The sequence below is a fragment of the Klebsiella sp. K4 genome, assembly GCF_014596785.2.
Lineage (GTDB): Bacteria > Pseudomonadota > Gammaproteobacteria > Enterobacterales > Enterobacteriaceae > Klebsiella > Klebsiella pneumoniae.
On record NZ_CP115021.1, the window covers coordinates 2600931 to 2619526 of the forward strand.

Annotated in this window: 19 protein-coding genes and 1 pseudogene; 13 read left to right on the forward strand and 7 right to left on the reverse strand. The window is 53.1% G+C overall.

What is annotated here, in order from left to right; all coding sequences use genetic code 11:
- Positions 1 to 13 precede the first annotated feature (13 nt).
- Positions 14 to 547 (forward strand): hypothetical protein, encoded by a 534-nt coding sequence (locus tag IB144_RS12970; RefSeq protein WP_004179939.1) that lies wholly within the window; start codon positions 14 to 16, stop codon positions 545 to 547.
- Positions 548 to 780: 233 nt separating this feature from the next.
- Here IB144_RS12970 and IB144_RS12975 read toward each other — a convergent pair whose 3' ends face one another.
- Both IB144_RS12975 and IB144_RS12980 read right to left on the reverse strand, forming a co-directional pair.
- A complete protein-coding gene (locus IB144_RS12975; protein ID WP_065888682.1) occupies positions 781 to 1881 on the reverse strand; it encodes an NADH:flavin oxidoreductase/NADH oxidase in 1101 nt (366 codons plus the stop codon).
- A 107-nt stretch (positions 1882 to 1988) separates the two neighbouring features.
- Positions 1989 to 3596 carry an FAD-NAD(P)-binding protein gene (locus IB144_RS12980; RefSeq protein ID WP_004176124.1) on the reverse strand — a complete coding sequence of 536 codons (1608 nt, stop codon included), beginning with the start codon at positions 3594 to 3596 and terminating at the stop codon, positions 1989 to 1991.
- A 275-nt stretch (positions 3597 to 3871) separates the two neighbouring features.
- Between IB144_RS12980 and IB144_RS12985 the strand changes: the two genes are divergently transcribed.
- Positions 3872 to 5104: an MFS transporter gene (locus tag IB144_RS12985; RefSeq protein ID WP_004148411.1), complete on the forward strand. Its 1233-nt coding sequence runs from the start codon at positions 3872 to 3874 to the stop codon at positions 5102 to 5104.
- A 40-nt stretch (positions 5105 to 5144) separates the two neighbouring features.
- Here IB144_RS12985 and IB144_RS12990 read toward each other — a convergent pair whose 3' ends face one another.
- Positions 5145 to 6059, reverse strand: coding sequence for a DMT family transporter (locus tag IB144_RS12990; protein ID WP_004148410.1), 915 nt, complete (start codon positions 6057 to 6059; stop codon positions 5145 to 5147).
- Positions 6060 to 6260: 201 nt separating this feature from the next.
- Between IB144_RS12990 and IB144_RS12995 the strand changes: the two genes are divergently transcribed.
- The gene (locus IB144_RS12995) at positions 6261 to 7361 is read left to right on the forward strand and encodes an iron-containing redox enzyme family protein (RefSeq protein WP_065888683.1); all 1101 of its coding nucleotides are present in this window, start codon (positions 6261 to 6263) and stop codon (positions 7359 to 7361) included.
- On the opposite strand, the gene IB144_RS13000 is transcribed toward IB144_RS12995, so the two are convergent.
- On the reverse strand, positions 7337 to 7915 hold the full coding sequence (locus tag IB144_RS13000) for a TetR/AcrR family transcriptional regulator (protein WP_025861988.1): 579 nt from the start codon (positions 7913 to 7915) through the stop codon (positions 7337 to 7339). The two genes, IB144_RS12995 and IB144_RS13000, sit on opposite strands and share 25 nt — an antisense overlap.
- A gap of 338 nt (positions 7916 to 8253) precedes the next feature.
- Here IB144_RS13000 and IB144_RS13005 point away from each other — a divergent pair, with 338 nt between their 5' ends.
- The gene (locus IB144_RS13005) at positions 8254 to 8442 is read left to right on the forward strand and encodes a hypothetical protein (protein ID WP_002905214.1); all 189 of its coding nucleotides are present in this window, start codon (positions 8254 to 8256) and stop codon (positions 8440 to 8442) included.
- A gap of 70 nt (positions 8443 to 8512) precedes the next feature.
- Positions 8513 to 9091, forward strand: a complete 579-nt coding sequence (locus tag IB144_RS13010; RefSeq protein WP_014907574.1) for a GNAT family protein — start codon at positions 8513 to 8515, stop codon at positions 9089 to 9091.
- A 16-nt stretch (positions 9092 to 9107) separates the two neighbouring features.
- Here IB144_RS13010 and IB144_RS13015 read toward each other — a convergent pair whose 3' ends face one another.
- Both IB144_RS13015 and IB144_RS13020 read right to left on the reverse strand, forming a co-directional pair.
- Positions 9108 to 9779 (reverse strand): hypothetical protein, encoded by a 672-nt coding sequence (locus tag IB144_RS13015; RefSeq protein WP_223168824.1) that lies wholly within the window; start codon positions 9777 to 9779, stop codon positions 9108 to 9110.
- On the reverse strand, positions 9776 to 12031 hold the full coding sequence (locus IB144_RS13020) for a M23 family peptidase (protein ID WP_188006551.1): 2256 nt from the start codon (positions 12029 to 12031) through the stop codon (positions 9776 to 9778). The genes IB144_RS13015 and IB144_RS13020 overlap by 4 nt, the downstream gene beginning before the upstream one ends.
- 150 nt (positions 12032 to 12181) lie before the next feature.
- Here IB144_RS13020 and IB144_RS13025 point away from each other — a divergent pair.
- Positions 12182 to 12271 (forward strand): annotated as a pseudogene (locus IB144_RS13025) (N-acetyltransferase); the annotation flags it as partial.
- A gap of 37 nt (positions 12272 to 12308) precedes the next feature.
- Here IB144_RS13025 and oxlT read toward each other — a convergent pair.
- Positions 12309 to 13607 carry an oxalate/formate MFS antiporter gene (oxlT, locus tag IB144_RS13030; protein ID WP_074177528.1) on the reverse strand — a complete coding sequence of 433 codons (1299 nt, stop codon included), beginning with the start codon at positions 13605 to 13607 and terminating at the stop codon, positions 12309 to 12311.
- Positions 13608 to 13823: 216 nt separating this feature from the next.
- On the opposite strand from oxlT, the gene IB144_RS13035 reads away from it, so the two are divergent.
- The 7 genes from IB144_RS13035 to IB144_RS13065 all read left to right on the forward strand — a co-directional run bounded on the left by IB144_RS13035 (position 13824) and on the right by IB144_RS13065 (position 18482).
- Positions 13824 to 14042 carry a hypothetical protein gene (locus IB144_RS13035; RefSeq protein WP_020805169.1) on the forward strand — a complete coding sequence of 73 codons (219 nt, stop codon included), beginning with the start codon at positions 13824 to 13826 and terminating at the stop codon, positions 14040 to 14042.
- Between the two features lie 75 nt (positions 14043 to 14117).
- A complete protein-coding gene (locus IB144_RS13040; RefSeq protein ID WP_004176134.1) occupies positions 14118 to 14384 on the forward strand; it encodes a PTS sugar transporter subunit IIB in 267 nt (88 codons plus the stop codon).
- A 30-nt stretch (positions 14385 to 14414) separates the two neighbouring features.
- A complete protein-coding gene (locus IB144_RS13045) occupies positions 14415 to 15677 on the forward strand; it encodes a PTS ascorbate transporter subunit IIC (protein WP_004176135.1) in 1263 nt (420 codons plus the stop codon).
- A 20-nt stretch (positions 15678 to 15697) separates the two neighbouring features.
- Positions 15698 to 16378, forward strand: a complete 681-nt coding sequence (alsE, locus tag IB144_RS13050) for a D-allulose 6-phosphate 3-epimerase (protein ID WP_020802864.1) — start codon at positions 15698 to 15700, stop codon at positions 16376 to 16378.
- 116 nt (positions 16379 to 16494) lie between these two features.
- Positions 16495 to 16965: a PTS sugar transporter subunit IIA gene (locus IB144_RS13055; protein WP_002905131.1), complete on the forward strand. Its 471-nt coding sequence runs from the start codon at positions 16495 to 16497 to the stop codon at positions 16963 to 16965.
- A gap of 56 nt (positions 16966 to 17021) precedes the next feature.
- A complete protein-coding gene (locus IB144_RS13060; RefSeq protein WP_004176139.1) occupies positions 17022 to 17333 on the forward strand; it encodes a PTS fructose transporter subunit IIB in 312 nt (103 codons plus the stop codon).
- A 42-nt stretch (positions 17334 to 17375) separates the two neighbouring features.
- Complete coding sequence (locus IB144_RS13065) at positions 17376 to 18482, forward strand: PTS fructose transporter subunit IIC (protein WP_040216000.1); 1107 nt, start codon at positions 17376 to 17378, stop codon at positions 18480 to 18482.
- The last annotated feature ends 114 nt before the right edge of the window (positions 18483 to 18596 follow it).

The window sequence follows — 18596 nt, forward strand, 5'->3', positions numbered from 1 at the left end:
GTGAATGCTATTAATGCAACGAATCACAAAGCTGGATAACGACTTAACCTGTAAGGGAATGCTGATGAAACTCTGGAATAAAACACTACTCGCTTCCGCCCTGTGCCTGACCCTGTTTGGCTGCGACGATGCGTCGAAAGTTGATAACAAACTGGATAAGGCTAAAGATAATGCGGAGCAGATGAAGGATGCCGCGGCGGATAAAGCGCAGGCAATTAAACAGGATGCGGATAAGCAAATCGATACGCTGAAAAGCCAGGCTGACGCCGAGGCCGATCGCCTGAAGGATCAGGCCAGCGCCATCAAGGCCGAGGCGGACAAGAAGGCGGACGCCATCGCCCAGCAGGCGAAAGCCCAGGCCGATGCGGTGAAGCAGAACGCAAAGCAGGAAAGTGACCGCATAGTCAAAGAGGCGGGTCAGATCAAAGACAACGCCATCGGTGACGCCAATCAGCTCTCGGCTGAAGCGGCGAGCAAAACCAAAGCCATCCAGGACAGTATCGCGAAGGATAAACAGAACGCCGCGCCGCCTGCCGCACAGCAGTAACTCGCGGTGTTTGTCTGACCCGCCGCCCGGAAATATAGGGAGCGGAGCCTGATAGATTACCCGGCGGCGCTGCGCTTGCGCGGGCCTACGCAGGGAGCGGGTTGGCTGCGCAATGACCGGGTATCACCCTTTTGTAGGCCGGGCAAGGCGTCGCCGTCGCCCGGCACATGGACCGCAATAACATCCTGCTCAGGGGTATCTTACGATACCCCTTTTTTATGCCCGCCGTGGGTTCAACGGTTTGGCAGCAGGGTGCCTTTCAGGCCGTGCGGCTCCGAGCGCAAATACTGCGACGGCACACGGACCTGGGCGCCAAGTCTGGCCGCAGCGTGCCACGGCCAGTGCGGATCGTAAAGTACCGCGCGGGCGAGGGCGATCAGGTCGGCATCGCCATTCTCCAGCGCCGCTTCCGCCTGCTGCGGGTCGGTGATCAGCCCCACGCCAATCACCGGGATGGCTACCTGCTGGCGAATATCGCGGGCGAAAGGCAACTGGTATCCCGGCCCAACGGTGATCGCCTGCTGCGGCGACAAACCGCCGCTGGAGACGTGAATATAGTCACTGCCCAGCGTTTCCAGCTGCTGGCTAAACTTAATGGACTGCTCGCAGTCCCAGCCGCCTTCGACCCAGTCGGTAGCCGACAGCCTGACGCCCACCGCCATGGTGCTGCCCACTGCCTCGCGGATCGCCTTAAAGACTTCCAGCGGATAGCGCATTCGGTTCTCCAGCGAACCGCCGTACTCGTCGCGGCGCTGGTTGCTGAGCGGCGAGAGAAACTGGTGCAGCAGATAGCCGTGGGCGGCGTGCAGTTCAATCAGCTCAAAGCCCAGCCGCTGGGCGCGCAGCGCGCTGGCGACGAAGGCCGCTTTGATGCGCGCCAGATCGGCATGGCTCAGTTCAGCGGGAGCGCGATCGCCATCGTGAAACGCCACGGCGGAAGGGGCGACGGTCTGCCAGCCACCATCGTTGAGCGCCAGCTGATGGCCTCCCTGCCACGGGGCGGCGCAGGATGCCTTGCGTCCGGCATGACCCAGCTGGATCCCCAGACGGATCGGCGACCAGGCCCGAATATCTTCGACTACGCCGCGCAGGGCGTTTTCGGTTTCATCATCCCACAGCCCCAGATCCCCCGGGGAGATACGCCCCGCAGGCTCTACCGCCGTGGCTTCCAGAATTAACAGGCCGGCGCCGGAGAAAGCCAGTTGGCCAAGATGGATCCGGTGCCAGGAGGTCGCCTTACCCTCGTCGGCGGAGTACTGACACATCGGGGCGATAACGATACGGTTATCAAGGGTGAGTTGACCAATTCGCGTCGCGCTAAAAAGATGACTCATGAATACCTCGTAAATGTTAAACGTGGTCGTGCAGGGGACGGACAGTTGCTGTTTATAGCACGCCTGTTCACCCCCCCAGTATTCGGATATTGCGCTTAAGCGCTCCGCTATTCGATATACCAGAGACGGCGCCGTCGGCCGGCGGCCTGCTGCGACACGGCGCGGGCCATTGCGCTGCCAATCTCGGCGCTGGCCGTCAGCCCCTGCACAAAGGGGCGATCGTGCATCAGCCAGGGAAGGGCGCCGAAGGCGACCCGACCGCGCACTGTCTCCGGCGCCTGCAGCGTGTAGTCATCACCAACGTCCGGAATGTCGTCGCCGCAGGCCAGCAGCTGCTGGCGCAGTGAAGGGAAGGGCAGATCCCGGGTTTTCAGCGCTTTTTGTCCGCGGGCATCGATAAAGACATCGAATTCGCAGCGCTGACGATGATGAACAATCAGCGTCCGGTCAGGCTCCCGCTGCAGCTCATAATCTTCGCCCAGCGTCAGGATCCGCAGAATGCCAGCCCGGTGCAAGGCCAGCAGCCGACGTATGGACTCCGGCGGAATGGCGGCGTAGTTATCGATAAATACCCGAGCGAGGCCCTGGCGGAAGCGACGGCTGTCCGCGTCGTTGAACTGCGGCACCACGGTTTCAATCGCCTCATGCAGGCGCAGAATGGCATAGCGCCAGGGCACCGTGTGGTGTTCGCGCTTATTGCGCTCCACCTCCTGCAGATTGCGCTGCGCCCACTGAAAGGGGTCATGGGTGAGGCGGTCGGCAAACCAGGCGTCGGCGATACTGTCAGGCGTCAGCTGACGAAGCCCGATCGCCTCGCTCCAGTCGGGGGCAGCATATTCCAGCTCTTTAACGATCAGCTCAAAAATCCGATCTAACAGAGCGTCGCTACCCTCTGCAATGGCCGCTTCGAGGGCGGCGGGAGTGGCAATCTCCAGCGGCTCCCACGGGATCGGGCAGTAAAAATCGGCCTCCGGCAGCACGCCGTGGCGTGACATCAGGGTGATCTCCAGCGCTTCGCTGCCTGGATGGAGGGAAAAATGGGTCGTTTTGTCGTCCTCGGTATGGAAAACGCCGTGGCGGGCCACTACCGCCACGGCGGCATCAATCGCGCTTAATGAAGTCCCAAGGATCCCCACCCGGCAGGGGGCAATGCGGGCCTCCATCAGGCCGGTCCACGGGCTGGGGAAGTACTGTCGGCTGGCGCGCTCTTCTTCAGGCCACAGATGGCCGGTGGCAATCGCCACCAGGTCGACGATTACCGGGTCTGCTGCACTATCGGTGTGGATGGCGATCCCGGTGGACTGAACCGCAATATCCGTGACTTCACAGGATTCACAAACGCTAATCACAAAGCCGACGTCCCGGGCCCGCTCAACGAGGTAAAGAAAACGGTCGCGATAGTATTCGCCGAGGATCACCCGCGGCAGAAACTGGCGCTCATGCAGGGCGTGCCGTTCAAGCCCGCGCGCCGCCAGCCAGTCATCGCTTTGCTGCTGCAGCCATTGCAGGTAGGTCAGGTCGATGGGGGGGATCTCAATGCTGGCAATATTGGCCAGCATTTGCGCCGCGGTATTATCGTCACTGTAGGGCATACCCACCCCGGCCTGCGCCTCTTTTTCAAACAGGGTGATGGCCAGCGGCTCACCGCGCTTCACCAGTTCATAAAAGGTGTAAATCCCCGTCGGCCCCACGCCGACGATGGCAATTCTCTTCATGATTCTCTCCCTTCCTGTGGGCAGATGCGGCATTGATGACGCTTCGCTTAAGCGAACCTGGTTTTAATTCTGGTCGAAAATTACCGAACCGGTGAGGGGAACACGCAATTTGAAACAAATTAGCATGCTAATAAACTTGCCGATTGTCGTAAAAGGGGTGTAATTAACAAAAGAGCAACTTTCTATACAAACAATTTACACAAGCGGTAACCCCAGCTCGCTCTGCTGGACGCCGCGCACACTCCCGGCAATGCCGTCGGGATAGGGATGACAAGATGCACGGCTGGACCTCACGACAGCGTAATGCGGCGATAGCCAGTTTTTTAAGCTGGACGCTCGATGCTTTCGACTTTTTCCTGTTAGTTTTTTTACTGAGCGATATCGCCCACTCGTTTCATGTCGACCTTGAGGAGGTCACCCTGGCGATTCTGCTGACTCTGGCCGTGCGGCCCGTCGGCGCGCTAATTTTCGGCAGGGCGGCGGAGAAGTTTGGTCGCAAACCAATCCTGATGCTCAACATTGTGTTCTTCTCGGCTTTTGAGCTGCTCTCCGCCGCCGCGCCGTCGTTGATGCTGTTTTTCCTGCTGCGGGTGCTGTACGGCGTGGCGATGGGCGGGATCTGGGGCGTGGCCTCTTCGCTGGCGATGGAGACGATCCCCGACCGCTCGCGCGGCCTGATGTCCGGCCTGTTCCAGGCGGGATACCCCTTCGGCTATTTGCTGGCGGCCGTCGCCTATGGGCTGCTGTTTGAACAACTCGGCTGGCGCGGGATGTTTGTCATTGGCGCCGCGCCGGTGCTGCTGCTGCCGTTTATCTATTTCTGCGTCGAGGAGTCTCCGGTTTGGCAGGCGGCCAGGCAGAATAAAGAGAGTACGGCCCTGCTGCCGGTACTGCGTAGCCACTGGAAGCTGTGCCTGTACCTGGTGGTGCTGATGGCGGCTTTCAACTTCTTCTCTCACGGGACGCAGGATCTTTACCCGGTCTTTTTGAAAGTTCAGCACGGCTTCGAGCCTAAAACGGTCAGCATCATCGCGGTCTGCTATAACATCGCTTCGATCATTGGTGGAGTGTTCTTCGGTTCGCTGTCGGAGAAGATTGGCCGACGCAAAGCGATTATGATCGCCGCCCTGCTGGCGCTGCCGGTCATTCCACTGTGGGCTTTCGCCAGCGGCTCGCTGGCGCTGGGGGCGGGGGCGTTCCTGATGCAGTTTATGGTCCAGGGGGCCTGGGGGGTGATCCCCACCTGGCTCAATGAACTGGTCCCGGCCAACACCCGGGCGGTGCTGCCCGGCTTCGTCTACCAGCTGGGTAATTTGCTGGCTTCGGTGAATGCCACTCTCCAGGCATCAATCGCCCAGCATCATGGGCATAACTACGGCCTGGCAATGGCCCTGGTGGCCGGGACGGTGGCGATTGTCATTACCGTCCTGACCTTTTTTGGTCGCGAAGGCCGGGTGATCCAATCCGCAGGAGCGGGACATCACCAGCCGCTCTCCACCAGCCGTTAACTTTTGTGACCGGGCGTGGCCAGGCGCCCGGTCGCATACATTAGTCACGCAGACGAATAGACGCCGCCTGGCGTTTCTCCAGCGAGCAGATCCCAATCCCCACCATGATGAACAGCGCGCTAAACAGATGCCAGGCATGCGGCTGGGTATGCAGGAACAGGATGCTCAACACCCCGCCGGAGAGGGGGATGATGTGGGTGTAAATTTCGCCCCGCGTGGCGCCAATGGTGGCGATACCTTTGTTCCAGAACAGGTATGCCAGCCACGATGGGAAAATTACCAGATACGCCAGGCCGCTGAGGAAAAACGGCTCGCGCCAGGCTGCCCAGTCCTGCGCCGGGTGGCGCATCAGCCAGAAGATGACGATTGGCACCAGGATCAGGGCGCCGAGCAGCGAGCTGACGGCGACAAAGCCATTCGCCGGGATTCGGCGGTCCTTCAGACGTAACAGCGAACAGTAGAGCGCCCAGCTCAGCGCCGACCCCATCGCCCACAGGTCGCCGATGGCAAAGGTGTGCAGAGAGGCGGCGTGCAGCGGATTTCCCTGAAATAAGAGGATCATCACGCCGAGGGTGCTAAAAGCCACTCCAAGCCAGTTACGCCCTGATACCGGATCGCGGAAAAATAGTCGGTTAATCAACAGTACCATGCTCGGCGTGGCGGACATATAGATGGCGGCGTTGAGCGCGGAGGTGGTTTGCAGGCCAATATAGAGCGTGAGCGGGAAACTGACCTGGCCGCAGAGGGTTAGCACCACCACCGCTGGCGCGTTTGCCCGCAGCAGGTGGCGACTGCCGGCGATTTGCCGTCGGTAGAGCAGGCCCAGCAGCAGCGCCGTCAGCGCCCAGCGCGCTTCGGTCATCAGGATCGGATCCACGCCCTGCACCAGCACGTGCCCGACAACATAATTCCCGCCCCAGAACAGAGCCGCCAGCGTCAGTAACAGATAAGGCATGATGATTCCTTGTGTCGTTTGTCACTGTACTGAATGGTAATGTTATTGTTTTTATAATATCAATAATATTTTAGTGGTTTTTATTGTATTCATTTAAATTCTTTAATAAACAGTAAATTGACAACGCGTGTGAAATTTACGTTGCCGCATTATGGACGGTACTATACCGTATAGTAGCCATGTATTTCACAGGGATAAATCATGCGTAACACAGATAATGGGGTGATTGGAAGCGACCAGACCGCGGTGATGGCCAGGCTGGCGCTGGATGAGTTAATTGACCAGCTTCTGCACAGCAACGCGCTGTCGCTGAAGCTGACGGCCAACCCGCTGGTGGCCGACAGAGCCTGGCATCTCACTGAGAATACCTGCATCCGCGCCTTCTCCGCTGACGATCCACAGGCCAAAAAGCGTGCGCACCACGCGCTGTTCATTCTTTATCAGTCCTGGCTTGCCGACCCGCTCTCGCCAGCGGCTGCCAATCAGTTTCATCCGCTGCTTTCCGGGATCAGAAATTACATCGAGTCTGAGTGGCTGCGGGCGGAAAGCAAACGCTTCCACCACCAGAGACCAATGCTTAACGCCGGCAATATCGTCGACGAACTGCGCGCCTTATGCCAGCAGCACCCGGCGTCTCATCATCCGCTGTTCGATTTCCTTGCCAGCGAGGCCTCTGCGGCGCAAATCGACTATTTCTTCAAAAGCGACAGCGCCCTCAATCTGCTTTTCTTCGATCTGGTGGCGATGGGGCTGGTGGGCTCGCTGCCGGAAACCCGCGCTGAGATTGCGCAAAATCTGTGGGATGAGATAGGCCAGGGCAGCACCGAGATCACCCACGTTAATCTGTATAAGGATTTACTGAAGCGGCGAAATATCGCCTTACCGGACAATCATTTTGCCCATTTGTACGAGTGGCAGGGGCTGGCCGGGTATAACGCCTTTATGCTGGGCGGCGTAAACCGTCAGCATTACTACAAATCACTGGGCGTGATGGCCATGACCGAGCTGCTCGACCCGCCGCAGTATGAAAAACTGGTGGCGGGCTGTCGGCGGATTGGGCTTTCCGATCGCGACGTGCATTACTATGCCGAACATATCACGGTCGACATCGGTCATGCGGATGGCTGGCTGAACAATGTGATTGTGCCGATTGGCAAAAAACATCCGGCGGCGATGGAGGAGGTCTTCTTTGGCGCCGCGCTGCGTCTGCAAACCTGCAACGATTACTATGATTGTCTGCTGGCGGCCCTGCAGTCGCTGGGCGGCAGCTTATCATCTCACAGCGTACCGCCTTCTGAGTAAATAAGCGCTTTGGCCGCGCTCCAGGCGGTCATCCCCGGCGGGATCTCCCGACATTCGGCGGACTCGGCCTGCTGGGCGGCGATGGCGCCATCGATGAGCATCACCATCATCATGGCGACCCGCTCGGCAGGCTCTGGTTTTAACACCAGCAGGAGAATATCGCGGAAGAACTGCCAGAGGAGCGACTTAAATCGGGAGCATTGCTCCCGGATCGCCGGCGATGACGCGCCATATTCAAACAGCGCGCGGGTAAACATGCAGCCGTGGAACGTTTCGCAGGTAAACCAGCGATGGTAGTAGTCGAACACGGCGAACAGCTTTTCCCGCGCGCTGGCTTTATCCGCGGTGATCTGCGCCAAATCCTGCATAAATTCGCTCTCTTTCTGCTTGAGGATAGCCAGAATGAGCGCCTCTTTATCGGCGTAATAGCGGTAGAAGGTCATTTTGGAGATGCCAGCATGTTCAGCAATCCGCTCGATGCTGGGCGACTGATATCCTTCGCGATTAAACAGCGTGCTGGCGTGGCGGAGAATGTCCGCTTGTTTTGGCTTCATGCGTTTTCCTGTCGAATGGTTCGCTGTCACGACTGCCGGTGACACGGCCGTCCTGCGACAGCGGTGCATTATGCCGGATCTTGCCGCCAGACGGGCAAAAAGTAAATTAGCCGCGGTTTATGCGGCGTCGGTTCCCTCAATAAAAACAAGATTGCGTAGACATACACAAGTCATGTCCTTATGTTTCTGAACCGGCGTATTATTCGGACCTTTATACTCATAAGCTGTGAATGATGTACTTTCTGATAGGCATTATTTCTGAAGTCTGAGACGGTTACAGCAGGACAGGCATCGAATGAGGGTATTACAGACATCATTACCAGGATGATCCGATAACTATGATGAATCTTATTAAAAGATTGCTGCGAAGAATATTCAGGTCGTTAATTTCCTATTATGGCCCAGCTGTACTGACCATCCTCTTCGCCGTGGCGCAAGGGCTCTTTTTTCCAGAGACGCCTCTCTGGCTTGTTCCCCTGTTTTTCGTATTTGTTATTGTAATGTTTTATCGGTTTGTGAAATTTTAATATCGAAATTTAACTTTATATTAAATTGACAAGGAAGTGCGATGGCTGGGTTGAGGCTGCGCAGGTTAAGATGGCCCCGCCATTGCCCGTCTCATTGAGAAGAAGAGAAGAGATGAAATTACCCCTGACCACGCCCCGGCTGCTGCTGCGCCGGTTCAGAACGGAAGATCTGCCGTCTTTCAGCCATTATCGCAATCTGCCGGAGGTGGCCCGCTTTCAGAGCTGGACCCACTACGGCATGACAGAGGCGACAGCCTTCTATGAACAACAGCGTTCGCAGGCCTTTGCTGAGGATGAGAGCTGGTTCCAGCTTGCCGTAGAGATTCAGGCCAACGGTGCGCTGGCGGGAGATGTGGGGATCCACTTCTTAGATCACGGCAGACAAGCCGAGCTGGGGATGACCTTTTCCCCTGCGTATCAGCATCAGGGGTATGCCCGGGAAGCCATGCGGGCGGTGATGGCCTTACTCTTTGAACAGTTAGCCCACCACCGGCTGACAGCGGTGGTAGACACCCGCAATACCGGCGCGATCAAACTCCTGGAAGGGCTGGGCTTTCGTCGCGAGGCGCATTACCGGCAGAATATCTTTTTTAAAGGCGAGTGGGGCGATGAGTACCTGTACGCGCTGTTGCGTAGCGAATATCAGTGAAGTGACGGGCGAGCCGTCACTTCTGGCTATGCTCTGCAACACCCAATTCGACTGTCTCAAGGGAAATGAGCATATAGGGGGTAAAGTCGACTTCTTTTCCATCGATAAGATTGATCATCGACCCTGAACCACAGAATGCAGCTTCGTCACGTATAAGACAGAATGACAATTTTTTCTTCACTCCTTTCTTTTGTTCTTGTAAGGAAACGTTGTTATCAATGACTGCATATCCATGCGCATTAATTGTCTGAATATTATACAGATGTACAGGCTGCAACTCGCTAAGGTTAACAATGCCATAGACATCCTTAGAGCGCTGGATACTTTCTTTACTCAAAGTGTATTTTTTCTTTTTCCATATTCCTGTTTTTTCATCAAAGTAGACTTTTTCAGGAAGCAACCTGTTTGGGCCGTATCCATCATGGATGACATCGACAGAAAACCAACAAAACCAAGTGTTAAACGGTGGGTTTTTTATTTTTAATGATGTGTATTCACTCGGATAATAGTTTTTAAATGCAACTTTATCACATGTGTTATTCCCGCTACCATTAGATATGTCGTTATTATAATTAACAAACCTGTTTTTATTGAAGTCAGAGGGTACATGTATTGCCGGTGTGATGGAGCTTACGGCTTTTTGTGATAAAAATATCAATATTAGTAAAATTATAACCCCCCTCATCATCCTCTCCTTAACTGTTCTAATTCGGGTTCTTCATTAACCAAAAAGTTATTGCTGTCCGGGAATTTTTGCTCAGTAAGTACGGCTATCGCACTACCGTATGCGCAGCAGCGTTCATTAAAACCATTTAATCCTTGATATTGTTCATTATCAATTTGTGCGGGTAAATTAACGGCGGCACTGGCTTGCCAGAAGGCCTGACTACGATAGTAAATTTTCACCCCGTTTCTTCTGGTATTGACGCTACATCGCTCGAGTATATGTTCGTTATCAGCGTAATATGCCATATTTCTTGACGCCCAGTAAAATCCTGCACTGCTAGTCGCCTCATGGTTATCGCTGCTGACATTATCCCTCCAGCTAATAATGTTCTCAGGAATGTGGTTTTCTGTATCAGATAGGTGATTGTCGGTGTAGCGAATGCCCCGGTGTGAATAAAGACGATTATATTCATTTATCAGAGTATCTTTGATGTTTACAGGATATACTCGTCCTCTGAAGCTAAAATATTCGAAATAATTTAGTGGGCTGGTTAGCTGTAACAGGCCTCGTCCATACCACGGGTAGTACCAAATATTATAGCGACGAACGATCTGATGCGTGCGTGGATCCCTTTCCGTATAGCGATAACCTTCCTCCATTGTTCCCAGCCACCCCGTCTCCTGAATCCCGTTTCCCAGAAAGCAAGCGAGTCGGAGTGGGGTGGTTATCAGGTGTTTCTGCATTGCTCTGTTAATGTGCGTGCGGATATTATCCGCAAGGCTTCCGACGCCATCCCGGTAGATGATGGCTTCCCATCGATAATCATTCTGTCCCGCCATTCTTAACAGATTGCGCGGAACAATTTGCTTCAATTCTGATTTGCTAAGCCAGCAGCACCTGCGAAAATGGGTAATGAAGGCCACTGGATGAAAATGCCATAGTCGACCTGTGCCAAGCGTGCCCGTATCAAAGCACAGTGCTAAAACATGACTTTTCAACCGCTCATAGTCCTCATCAGACATAGCTTGAGTATCGTCGTTATTGTTTTTTAGCCAGGAATAACGCTGTTCAAAAGTGTCGGCGTTCCATTCGAGTGGAAAATGACAAACCAGACGGCTGCTCAGATCGCTAAGGTTCCCACTCTCCTGTAATCCCGTGATAAAGGCGGAATTACACTGGCTGTTATTGTCCATGTCATCGTCCACCATTCGCCAGCCCGTCCAGTGCGGGAAGTCGGCATCACTGAATTTTTTGATGTCAGAAGAGGCCAGATTTACAAGCCCTGAGCCTCCGGGGAAGTTGACAGTACGCCACAACGGGGCGATGGCAGGGATGAGAGTTTCATATTCAGTACTAATAATCCGACCAAAGCGGAGTAGTTCAAAGCCCGCAGAGGGATTCTGCGGGTACAGACGTTTGGCTGTCCAGTATAGATTGTATTCATATTTCAGACCTAATCTTCTTATGTCGTCAATTTGGTTAGCATCTATGTTTACTAGAGGCTCTCCCACCGTATCGAAGTGTGCCCCGATGATGATATTCTGCCTACGAGTAATCATCGAACAGTCACCTTTTTCGAAGGTCATACTGACAAACAGTGCTTCGGCACTGGTATGAACGAGATTTAGGCGGTCGGTATCTGCTGAGGCTGCGTCAGCTACAGATTCGTAAAACCGTGTCCCAGCGGGCAGATAAAAATGAATATCACCATAAACGGTATCGGTTCTGCCATCGCGGGTGACATCGAGTTCGGGTAGCATGCGTCCGGTTAGTTTCAACATGTTTTCATTGTCACAGAAAATCTGAAAGTGAAAGGCATTATTTTCATCCACCATCCCATTCTGTCCTATGCGATCCTTGCGCCAGACTTTGCCTCCCTCCCTTATTGCGGGACTCAGTCGGTCTCTGAGGTGCATATACAGGGAGTAATAGACGACGCTACAACTTTCCCCGATCTCGGTTTTATGCTTTAGCAGAATATATCCATCATCAGTTCTGCCATTAATATTCAGCGGGAATGCATCCCGTCTTTCTGTGTTTGACGGCGCCCTGAAAGAGACAACTTCTCCATCTGCAATCGCACGTACAAATTCGATGCGATTATAACCTTCATCAGGATTGTCGGTGTGGAGAACATGTACACCGCCATGCCATGATCCGGATCTGTTTACAGGAAATTCCCGGTTTAAATCAGTGGGTATCATTCTTTCCACCCATGATGCATCACATTCTCCTTCATTCCGGGGACTTATAAATGGCGGGCTTATTATCATGCTGACTCCCTGTCTGCTTTGTTGAGGCTATAAAAGTACAGAATAGCGTAATTTTAATTAATTAAGTACTGTGCGTTGTTAAATAAAAAAATAACTTGAATGAATTTATTAGCTGACGTTATCAACGCTATGATTTTCATTACCTGAGAACGAAAGTAATATTACCGGCAGAATATCTTTTTTAAAGGTGAGTGGGGCGATGAGTACCTGTACGCGCTGCTGCGCAGCGAATATCAGTGAAGTGACGGGCGAGCCGTCACTTCTGTCAGCGCTGCAGTTAGCTGTGCTGGCGGATAAAGCGCGCGCGCCACGGTTTTAGCACCCACAGCGCGAGGACGGCGGTGACAAAATCAAGGCCAATCGCGCAGCTGAAGACCACATGCCAGCCGTGAGTGTGCTGATAGAGCAGTGCCGCCAGCGGACCGCCAAAGATTGACCCGATGCCCTGCGAAATATACAGCCAGCCATAGTTGCTGGCGGCATGCTCGCTGCCGAACGTATCGGTGAGCGTCGACGGGAAGAGCGAGAAGATCTCCCCCCAGCCAAAGAACACCACCCCGGAGAGCAGGACAAACAGCAGCGGATCTTCCCGGCACGCCAGCCAGAGCATCATCGCTACCCCCTCCAGCGCAAAGGCGATAAACATGGTTTGCTCGCGGCCGAAGCGGTCGGAAATAAACCCAAACAGCGGCCGGGTCAATCCGTTGGTGAAGCGGTCTATCGTTAACGCCAGCGGCAGCGCCGCCATGCCAAACACCACCGCCTGGCTAATGCCGAAATCCTCGGCGAACACCGCCATCTGCGAAGTGACCATCAGCCCGGAAGTCGACATCATCGCCATCATGGCGAACATCAGCCAGAACAGCGGCTGGCGCAGCATTTCCCGGGAAGTAAACGATCTGCTGCTCTGCGCCACCGTCTGACTGACGGGCTGGGAGACAGCTGGGGGCGGCAGCTTCAGCCCCTGACTGGCGAGGAAGCCGACGAGGGCGAAAAGGATCCCGAAAGTCGTCAGCGTGTGTTCAAGGCCGTTAGTGGTCAGCGACAGGGAGATGGGGAAGGTGGTTATGATGGCCCCCATCCCGTAGCCCGCCGCCACCGCGCCGGCGGCAAATCCCCGCTGCTGTGGGAACCATTTGACCATCAGGCCGACAACGCCGATGTAGACGATCCCGGTCCCGAGGCCGCCCATGCAGCCATAAACCAGCCAGAGCGTTGCCAGGCCATTCACCTGCGCGGAAAGCACCCAGCTCATTCCCGCCATCACCGTGCCAATAGCGATCAGCCGCCGTGGGCCAAATTTTTCCACTAACCACCCCTGAAAAGGGGAAAAGAAGGTCTGCAGGATGATCAGCAGCGAGAAGGTGACCTGCAATTCTGGCAGACCGACGCCAAGTTTGGCGGCCAGGGGTTTTGTCAACAGCGTCCAGACATATTGCGGACTGGAGATGGCGGCCATACAGATCAGGCCCAGCACCAGCTGGCGCCACTTGCCATATTTCGGGGTAACCAACGGTTCGCTGAGTGTCGTCATGTTGTTCTCCGTTTTCAGTAAGCAGGCTTCCGTGAAACGCATCCACCCTGGATGCCTCACAGAAAGGGGAAGGTTGCGACCGCAGACTGGCGACCTGTTGTGGCCATATGGCATACGTTCTTGTCCACATTGCGGTATACAAGCGAAGAGCATTAAACGTGCCATATAAAATAATTTTTTATATTCAACTGGTTAATGTAATGAGAGCATGTCTGACGGGGGGCGGCATGGTGAATGTGCGGCACCAGGGCGGTGCAAATGAATTATCGCGGTGCGCTTTACCTGCTAACTGGCGTAGGAGACATCGTATATCCTGGACTGGCGCTAGACGGACTTCAGTGCAAAGCCGCCCAGGCGGGTCGAGGCTACGAAATCACCGCCTGGGGCGGCTGGCAAGATAAACGGGAAATGAGGCTGGCGGTTTACCCGCTTAGTAGCGAAAAAACGCTACTGTCCCGACTATTTTTTGCTTTATGAGCTGGGCATTTATTGTATGGACTCTCGCAGAGAGACATTCTTCCTTCAGGCCGTTATTGACTGAAGGAAAACAGAATGAAAAAAGTGCTTATCGTGTGCGGTAATGGTTTAGGCAGCAGCTTCATCGTTGAAATGAATGTCAAAAAGATCCTTGCCGAAATGAATAAAGAAGCTGAAGTCGCACATACCGACCTGACGTCGGCAAAAAGCGAAACTGCCGATCTTATTCTCAGCGCTAAAGACATTGCAGAACATCTTAGCAGTCACTCTGCAAAGGTCGTTGGATTAAGTAATTTACTTGATAACAATAAAATTAAAGAAATTTTAGCAGAAAATATTTAAGCAACGGCTATCTGATTCGTGGAGTTTAACATGCTTCATTTTCTTATTTATGATGTGCTAGGAACACCGGCGATACTGGTTGGTTTATTTTCACTGATCGGTCTGCTGTTGCAAAAAAAAGGAATTTCAGACGTTATTTCAGGCACGCTGAAAACCATCATGGGTTTTGTCATATTGACCGCCGGCGCCGGTATTATAGCCTATACGTTAACCATCTTTAGCCAGTTATTTGAACATTCTTTCCATATTCAGGGCGTGGTGCCCAACACTGATGCCATGGCCGCTCTGGCGCAGAAGAATTACGGCACGGAAACCGCCACCATTATGGTATTGGGCATGCTGATCAATATCGCCCTGGCGCGTCTAACGCCATTAAAGTACATCTTTCTGACCGGACATCATACGCTTTATATGGCTGCGATGCTGGCGGTTATCCTGTCTGTAGGGGGCTTGTCAGGGGGATGGGTGGTGGCCATCGGGGCGGTTATTCTCGGTGCGATGATGGTCATCTCCCCGGCTATCTTGCAGCCGTTTACCCGTAAAATAACCAACACCGACGATCTGGCGCTCGGGCATTTTGGATCTATTGGCTACCTGCTGTCCGCGCTGGTGGGCAAAATTATTGGTAAAGGTAGTCCCTCGATTGAAGAGATCAAAGTACCTAAGTCGCTCAATTTCCTTCGCGACTCATCAGTGGCCATCTCTCTCACCATGATGATTCTGTTTCTGGTGCTGGTGCTCGTTGCGGGAAAATCCTTTGTCGAGGAGACCCTGAGCGCTGGTCAGAACTTTATTATCTTCGCCATTATTCAGTCCCTCACGTTTGCTGCAGGAGTTTATATCATCCTCGCCGGGGTTCGGATGGTGATTGCCGAGATCGTCCCGGCGTTTAAAGGGATTGCAGACAAACTGGTTAAAGACGCGAAGCCGGCGCTGGACTGTCCGACGGTGTTTCCCTTCGCTCCGAATGCCGTCATCGTCGGCTTCCTCGCAAGCTTTGTCGCAGGGCTGGTCAGTATGTTCCTCTGCCCGCTGTTCGGCTTGAGCGTCATCGTCCCGGGCCTGGTTCCCCACTTTTTCTGCGGGGCCACGGCGGGGGTTTACGGCAACATTACCGGCGGACGTCGCGGGGCGGTGGTAGGGGCTTTTGCTCACGGTCTGCTCATTTCGTTCCTGCCTGCCATTCTCTTGCCCATGATGGGGGATATGGGACTGGGCTCCACAACCTTTGGAGACGCAGACTTTGGCGTTGTCGGCATCGTGCTGGGTCATATCATCGCAATGTTTAACTAACTATTTATCGGAGGTGGTTTATGAGCGCTAAATTTTCACCGTCACTGATGTGCATGGATTTAACGCAGTTCAAAGAGCAGATCACGGCAATGAATAAAAAAGCGGATTTTTACCATGTTGATATAATGGATGGCAATTACGTCCGCAATATCACACTGTCTCCCTTTTTTATTGAGAATCTGAAAAAAATTACTACTGTGCCCATTGATGTTCATCTGATGGTGAATCATCCGGAAGATATCATTCCCATGTGTCTCGAGGCCGGCGCCGATATCATCAGCTTTCATCCCGAGACGGCGAATAACAAAATATTCCGCCTGCTGAATCAGATCAAGGATGCGGGCAAAAAGTGCGGGGTGGTGCTGAACCCGGCGACACCGGCAGAAAGCATTGCCGAATATGCGCATCTGCTGGATAAAGTGACGATCATGTCGGTTGACCCTGGCTATGCCGGACAAAAGTTTATTCCTGAGTCGCTGAACAAGATTAGAAAGCTCATCAACATGCGCAAAAATAATGGCTATCACTATCTGACGGAAATTGATGGCTCTTGCAATGAGAAAACCTTCGGTCAGATTGCTGAATCCGGGGTAGATGTCTTTATCGTCGGCACATCGGGTCTGTTTTCGCTCCATGAGGATGTCAGCCAGGCGTGGGACAGAATGATCGAGATCTTCCAGCGGGAAACTGTCGCTGCATAACGGGTTATCTCTCTTCGAACCACAGTGTGTATTTGAATAAGTCTTAAAAGATCTGCATCACGCCAGCGATGCTGGTTTGTTATTTAACGACCACTCTATATGAATGCGGGTGAATCATGGATATTTCGACAGTGCTTAATGTTAAAAACATCAAGTTAAATATGACCGCCAGAACCAAAGAAGAGGTGATAGAAGAACTCACCGATTTACTTATCCAGGATGGCGCCGTCACCAATAAGGAAGACTTTATTCGTGATGTCTGGTTACGCGAGGAGCTAGGCTCTACCGGTTTTGAAAACCATATCGCTATTCCACATGGTAAATCTTCCGGTGTTTCCCGTACCGCATTAGCCATCGGACGCACGCAACATGCCATTCCCTGGGAGACCATGGATGGCAGCGATGTCCGCTGTGTTATTTTATTTGCGGTTTGCCTGGTGGATCAAAATGCCACCCATATTCGCCTGTTGGCACAAGTGTCTGGGTCACTGGCGGATGAAGACATTATCGCTAAATTACTTGTTGAATCTGATCCACATAAAATCATTGCGCTTTTCAATTCAGAAACAGAAAACGCCGATGCTTAATACCAACTTGCTAATATCGATTGGTAATTTATTAAATTAATTAACGGAGAAACATTATGAATATTGTCGGCGTTACCGCCTGCACGGTGGGGATTGCACATACCTATATTGCGCAAAAGAAAATTGAAACTGCGGCTAAAAAAGCCGGACATAACGTTAAAATCGAGACGCAAGGAACCATCGGCATTGAGAACCCGTTAACCGCTGATGAGATTGCCGCAGCAGATATTGTCCTGCTTGCTGCCGATGTCAAAGTAACGGGCGAGGAGAGATTTGCCGGCAAGAAAGTCGTTAAAGTCGCGACGGAAACGGCAGTCAAATCCCCCAATAAGTTGATTGAAAAACTCAGTGAAATAGTCAATTCATAATTTTATTTCGGCCTGGCGACTCTACATTAAAGGGCGTGACTTATGTCTCTAAAACAAATATGGCAAGCAGCAAACCCTAAAGGACATCTGCTGACCGCTATCTCGTTTCTGATCCCCATTGTCTGTGGTTCTGGGTTTATTATCGCCATCGGTATGGGGCTTGGCGGAACGGTGCAGGACACGTTAACTCCGGGACAATTTGATGTATGGCAGGCGATGGCCACCCTGGGCGCCAAGGCGCTTGGGCTGTTGCCGGTGGTGATTGCCGTGGGAATATCTGGCTCGATTGCCGGCAAACCAGGCATCGCGCCAGGATTTGTCGTCGGGCTGGCGGCGAATACTATAAGCGCAGGCTTTATCGGTGGGATGATTGGTGGCTATATTGCGGGGTATATTGCGCTGGCGATCATTAAAAACGTCAAGGTGCCTGACTGGGCCCGCGGGTTGATGCCGACGCTGATCGTTCCCTTTTTTGCCTCCATTATCAGCTGCCTGATTATGGTCTATATCATCGGTACGCCTATCGGTATCTTTACGGAAGCGCTTACGTCTTTCCTGAGAAGCATGGGCACGTCTTCGAATTTGGTGTTAGGCGCAGCCATAGGCGCATTGTGTATCATTGACTTTGGCGGCCCGCTGAATAAGACATGCTTTGCTTTCGTGCTGACCCTGCAGGCGCAGGGGATAAATGAACCCATTACCGCACTTCAGTTAGTTAACACCGCTACGCCTATCGGATTTGGCCTGGCTTTCTTTATTGCCAAACTGCTGCGTAAAAATATCTATAACCGTGAAGAAGTGGAAACCTTAAAATCAGCGGTTCCGATGGGGATTGTGAATATCGTTGAGGGTTCTATCCCGATCGTCATGAATGATATTGTGCGCGGTATCGCGGCGGCGGCTATCGGCGGCGCGTGCGGCGGGGCGGTCACCATGGTCTATGGTGCGGATGCGACGGTTCCTTTTGGCGGAGTACTGATGATCCCCACGATGTCACATCCGATGGCAGGCATCATGGCCCTGCTGGTGAATATCGTTGTTACCGCCACGGTCTATGCCGTCATCAAAAAAGATATCCCTCGCGACGTGATTGTTGATAATGATTACGAAGAAGAGGATATCGACCTGGATGATATTAAAGTGAGCTAACGTATCCCAGGGTTATTTTAAATCAACATTAAGCTCTTCCTGTAAGAACATCAGCCCATGACTAAGCATTACTTAGTCATGGGCTACTCTTTGCATCTGTCATCCCCGAAGAAA

Coding starts and splice junctions, on each gene's coding strand:
- IB144_RS12970 (WP_004179939.1), top strand. CDS start 14: ATGCAACGAATCACAAAGCTGGATAACGACTTAACCTGTAAGGGAATG.
- IB144_RS12975 (WP_065888682.1), bottom strand. CDS start 1,881: ATGAGTCATCTTTTTAGCGCGACGCGAATTGGTCAACTCACCCTTGAT.
- IB144_RS12980 (WP_004176124.1), bottom strand. CDS start 3,596: ATGAAGAGAATTGCCATCGTCGGCGTGGGGCCGACGGGGATTTACACC.
- IB144_RS12985 (WP_004148411.1), top strand. CDS start 3,872: ATGCACGGCTGGACCTCACGACAGCGTAATGCGGCGATAGCCAGTTTT.
- IB144_RS12990 (WP_004148410.1), bottom strand. CDS start 6,059: ATGCCTTATCTGTTACTGACGCTGGCGGCTCTGTTCTGGGGCGGGAAT.
- IB144_RS12995 (WP_065888683.1), top strand. CDS start 6,261: ATGCGTAACACAGATAATGGGGTGATTGGAAGCGACCAGACCGCGGTG.
- IB144_RS13000 (WP_025861988.1), bottom strand. CDS start 7,915: ATGAAGCCAAAACAAGCGGACATTCTCCGCCACGCCAGCACGCTGTTT.
- IB144_RS13005 (WP_002905214.1), top strand. CDS start 8,254: ATGATGAATCTTATTAAAAGATTGCTGCGAAGAATATTCAGGTCGTTA.
- IB144_RS13010 (WP_014907574.1), top strand. CDS start 8,513: ATGGCCCCGCCATTGCCCGTCTCATTGAGAAGAAGAGAAGAGATGAAA.
- IB144_RS13015 (WP_223168824.1), bottom strand. CDS start 9,779: ATGATGAGGGGGGTTATAATTTTACTAATATTGATATTTTTATCACAA.
- IB144_RS13020 (WP_188006551.1), bottom strand. CDS start 12,031: ATGATAATAAGCCCGCCATTTATAAGTCCCCGGAATGAAGGAGAATGT.
- oxlT (WP_074177528.1), bottom strand. CDS start 13,607: ATGCGTTTCACGGAAGCCTGCTTACTGAAAACGGAGAACAACATGACG.
- IB144_RS13035 (WP_020805169.1), top strand. CDS start 13,824: ATGAATTATCGCGGTGCGCTTTACCTGCTAACTGGCGTAGGAGACATC.
- IB144_RS13040 (WP_004176134.1), top strand. CDS start 14,118: ATGAAAAAAGTGCTTATCGTGTGCGGTAATGGTTTAGGCAGCAGCTTC.
- IB144_RS13045 (WP_004176135.1), top strand. CDS start 14,415: ATGCTTCATTTTCTTATTTATGATGTGCTAGGAACACCGGCGATACTG.
- alsE (WP_020802864.1), top strand. CDS start 15,698: ATGAGCGCTAAATTTTCACCGTCACTGATGTGCATGGATTTAACGCAG.
- IB144_RS13055 (WP_002905131.1), top strand. CDS start 16,495: ATGGATATTTCGACAGTGCTTAATGTTAAAAACATCAAGTTAAATATG.
- IB144_RS13060 (WP_004176139.1), top strand. CDS start 17,022: ATGAATATTGTCGGCGTTACCGCCTGCACGGTGGGGATTGCACATACC.
- IB144_RS13065 (WP_040216000.1), top strand. CDS start 17,376: ATGTCTCTAAAACAAATATGGCAAGCAGCAAACCCTAAAGGACATCTG.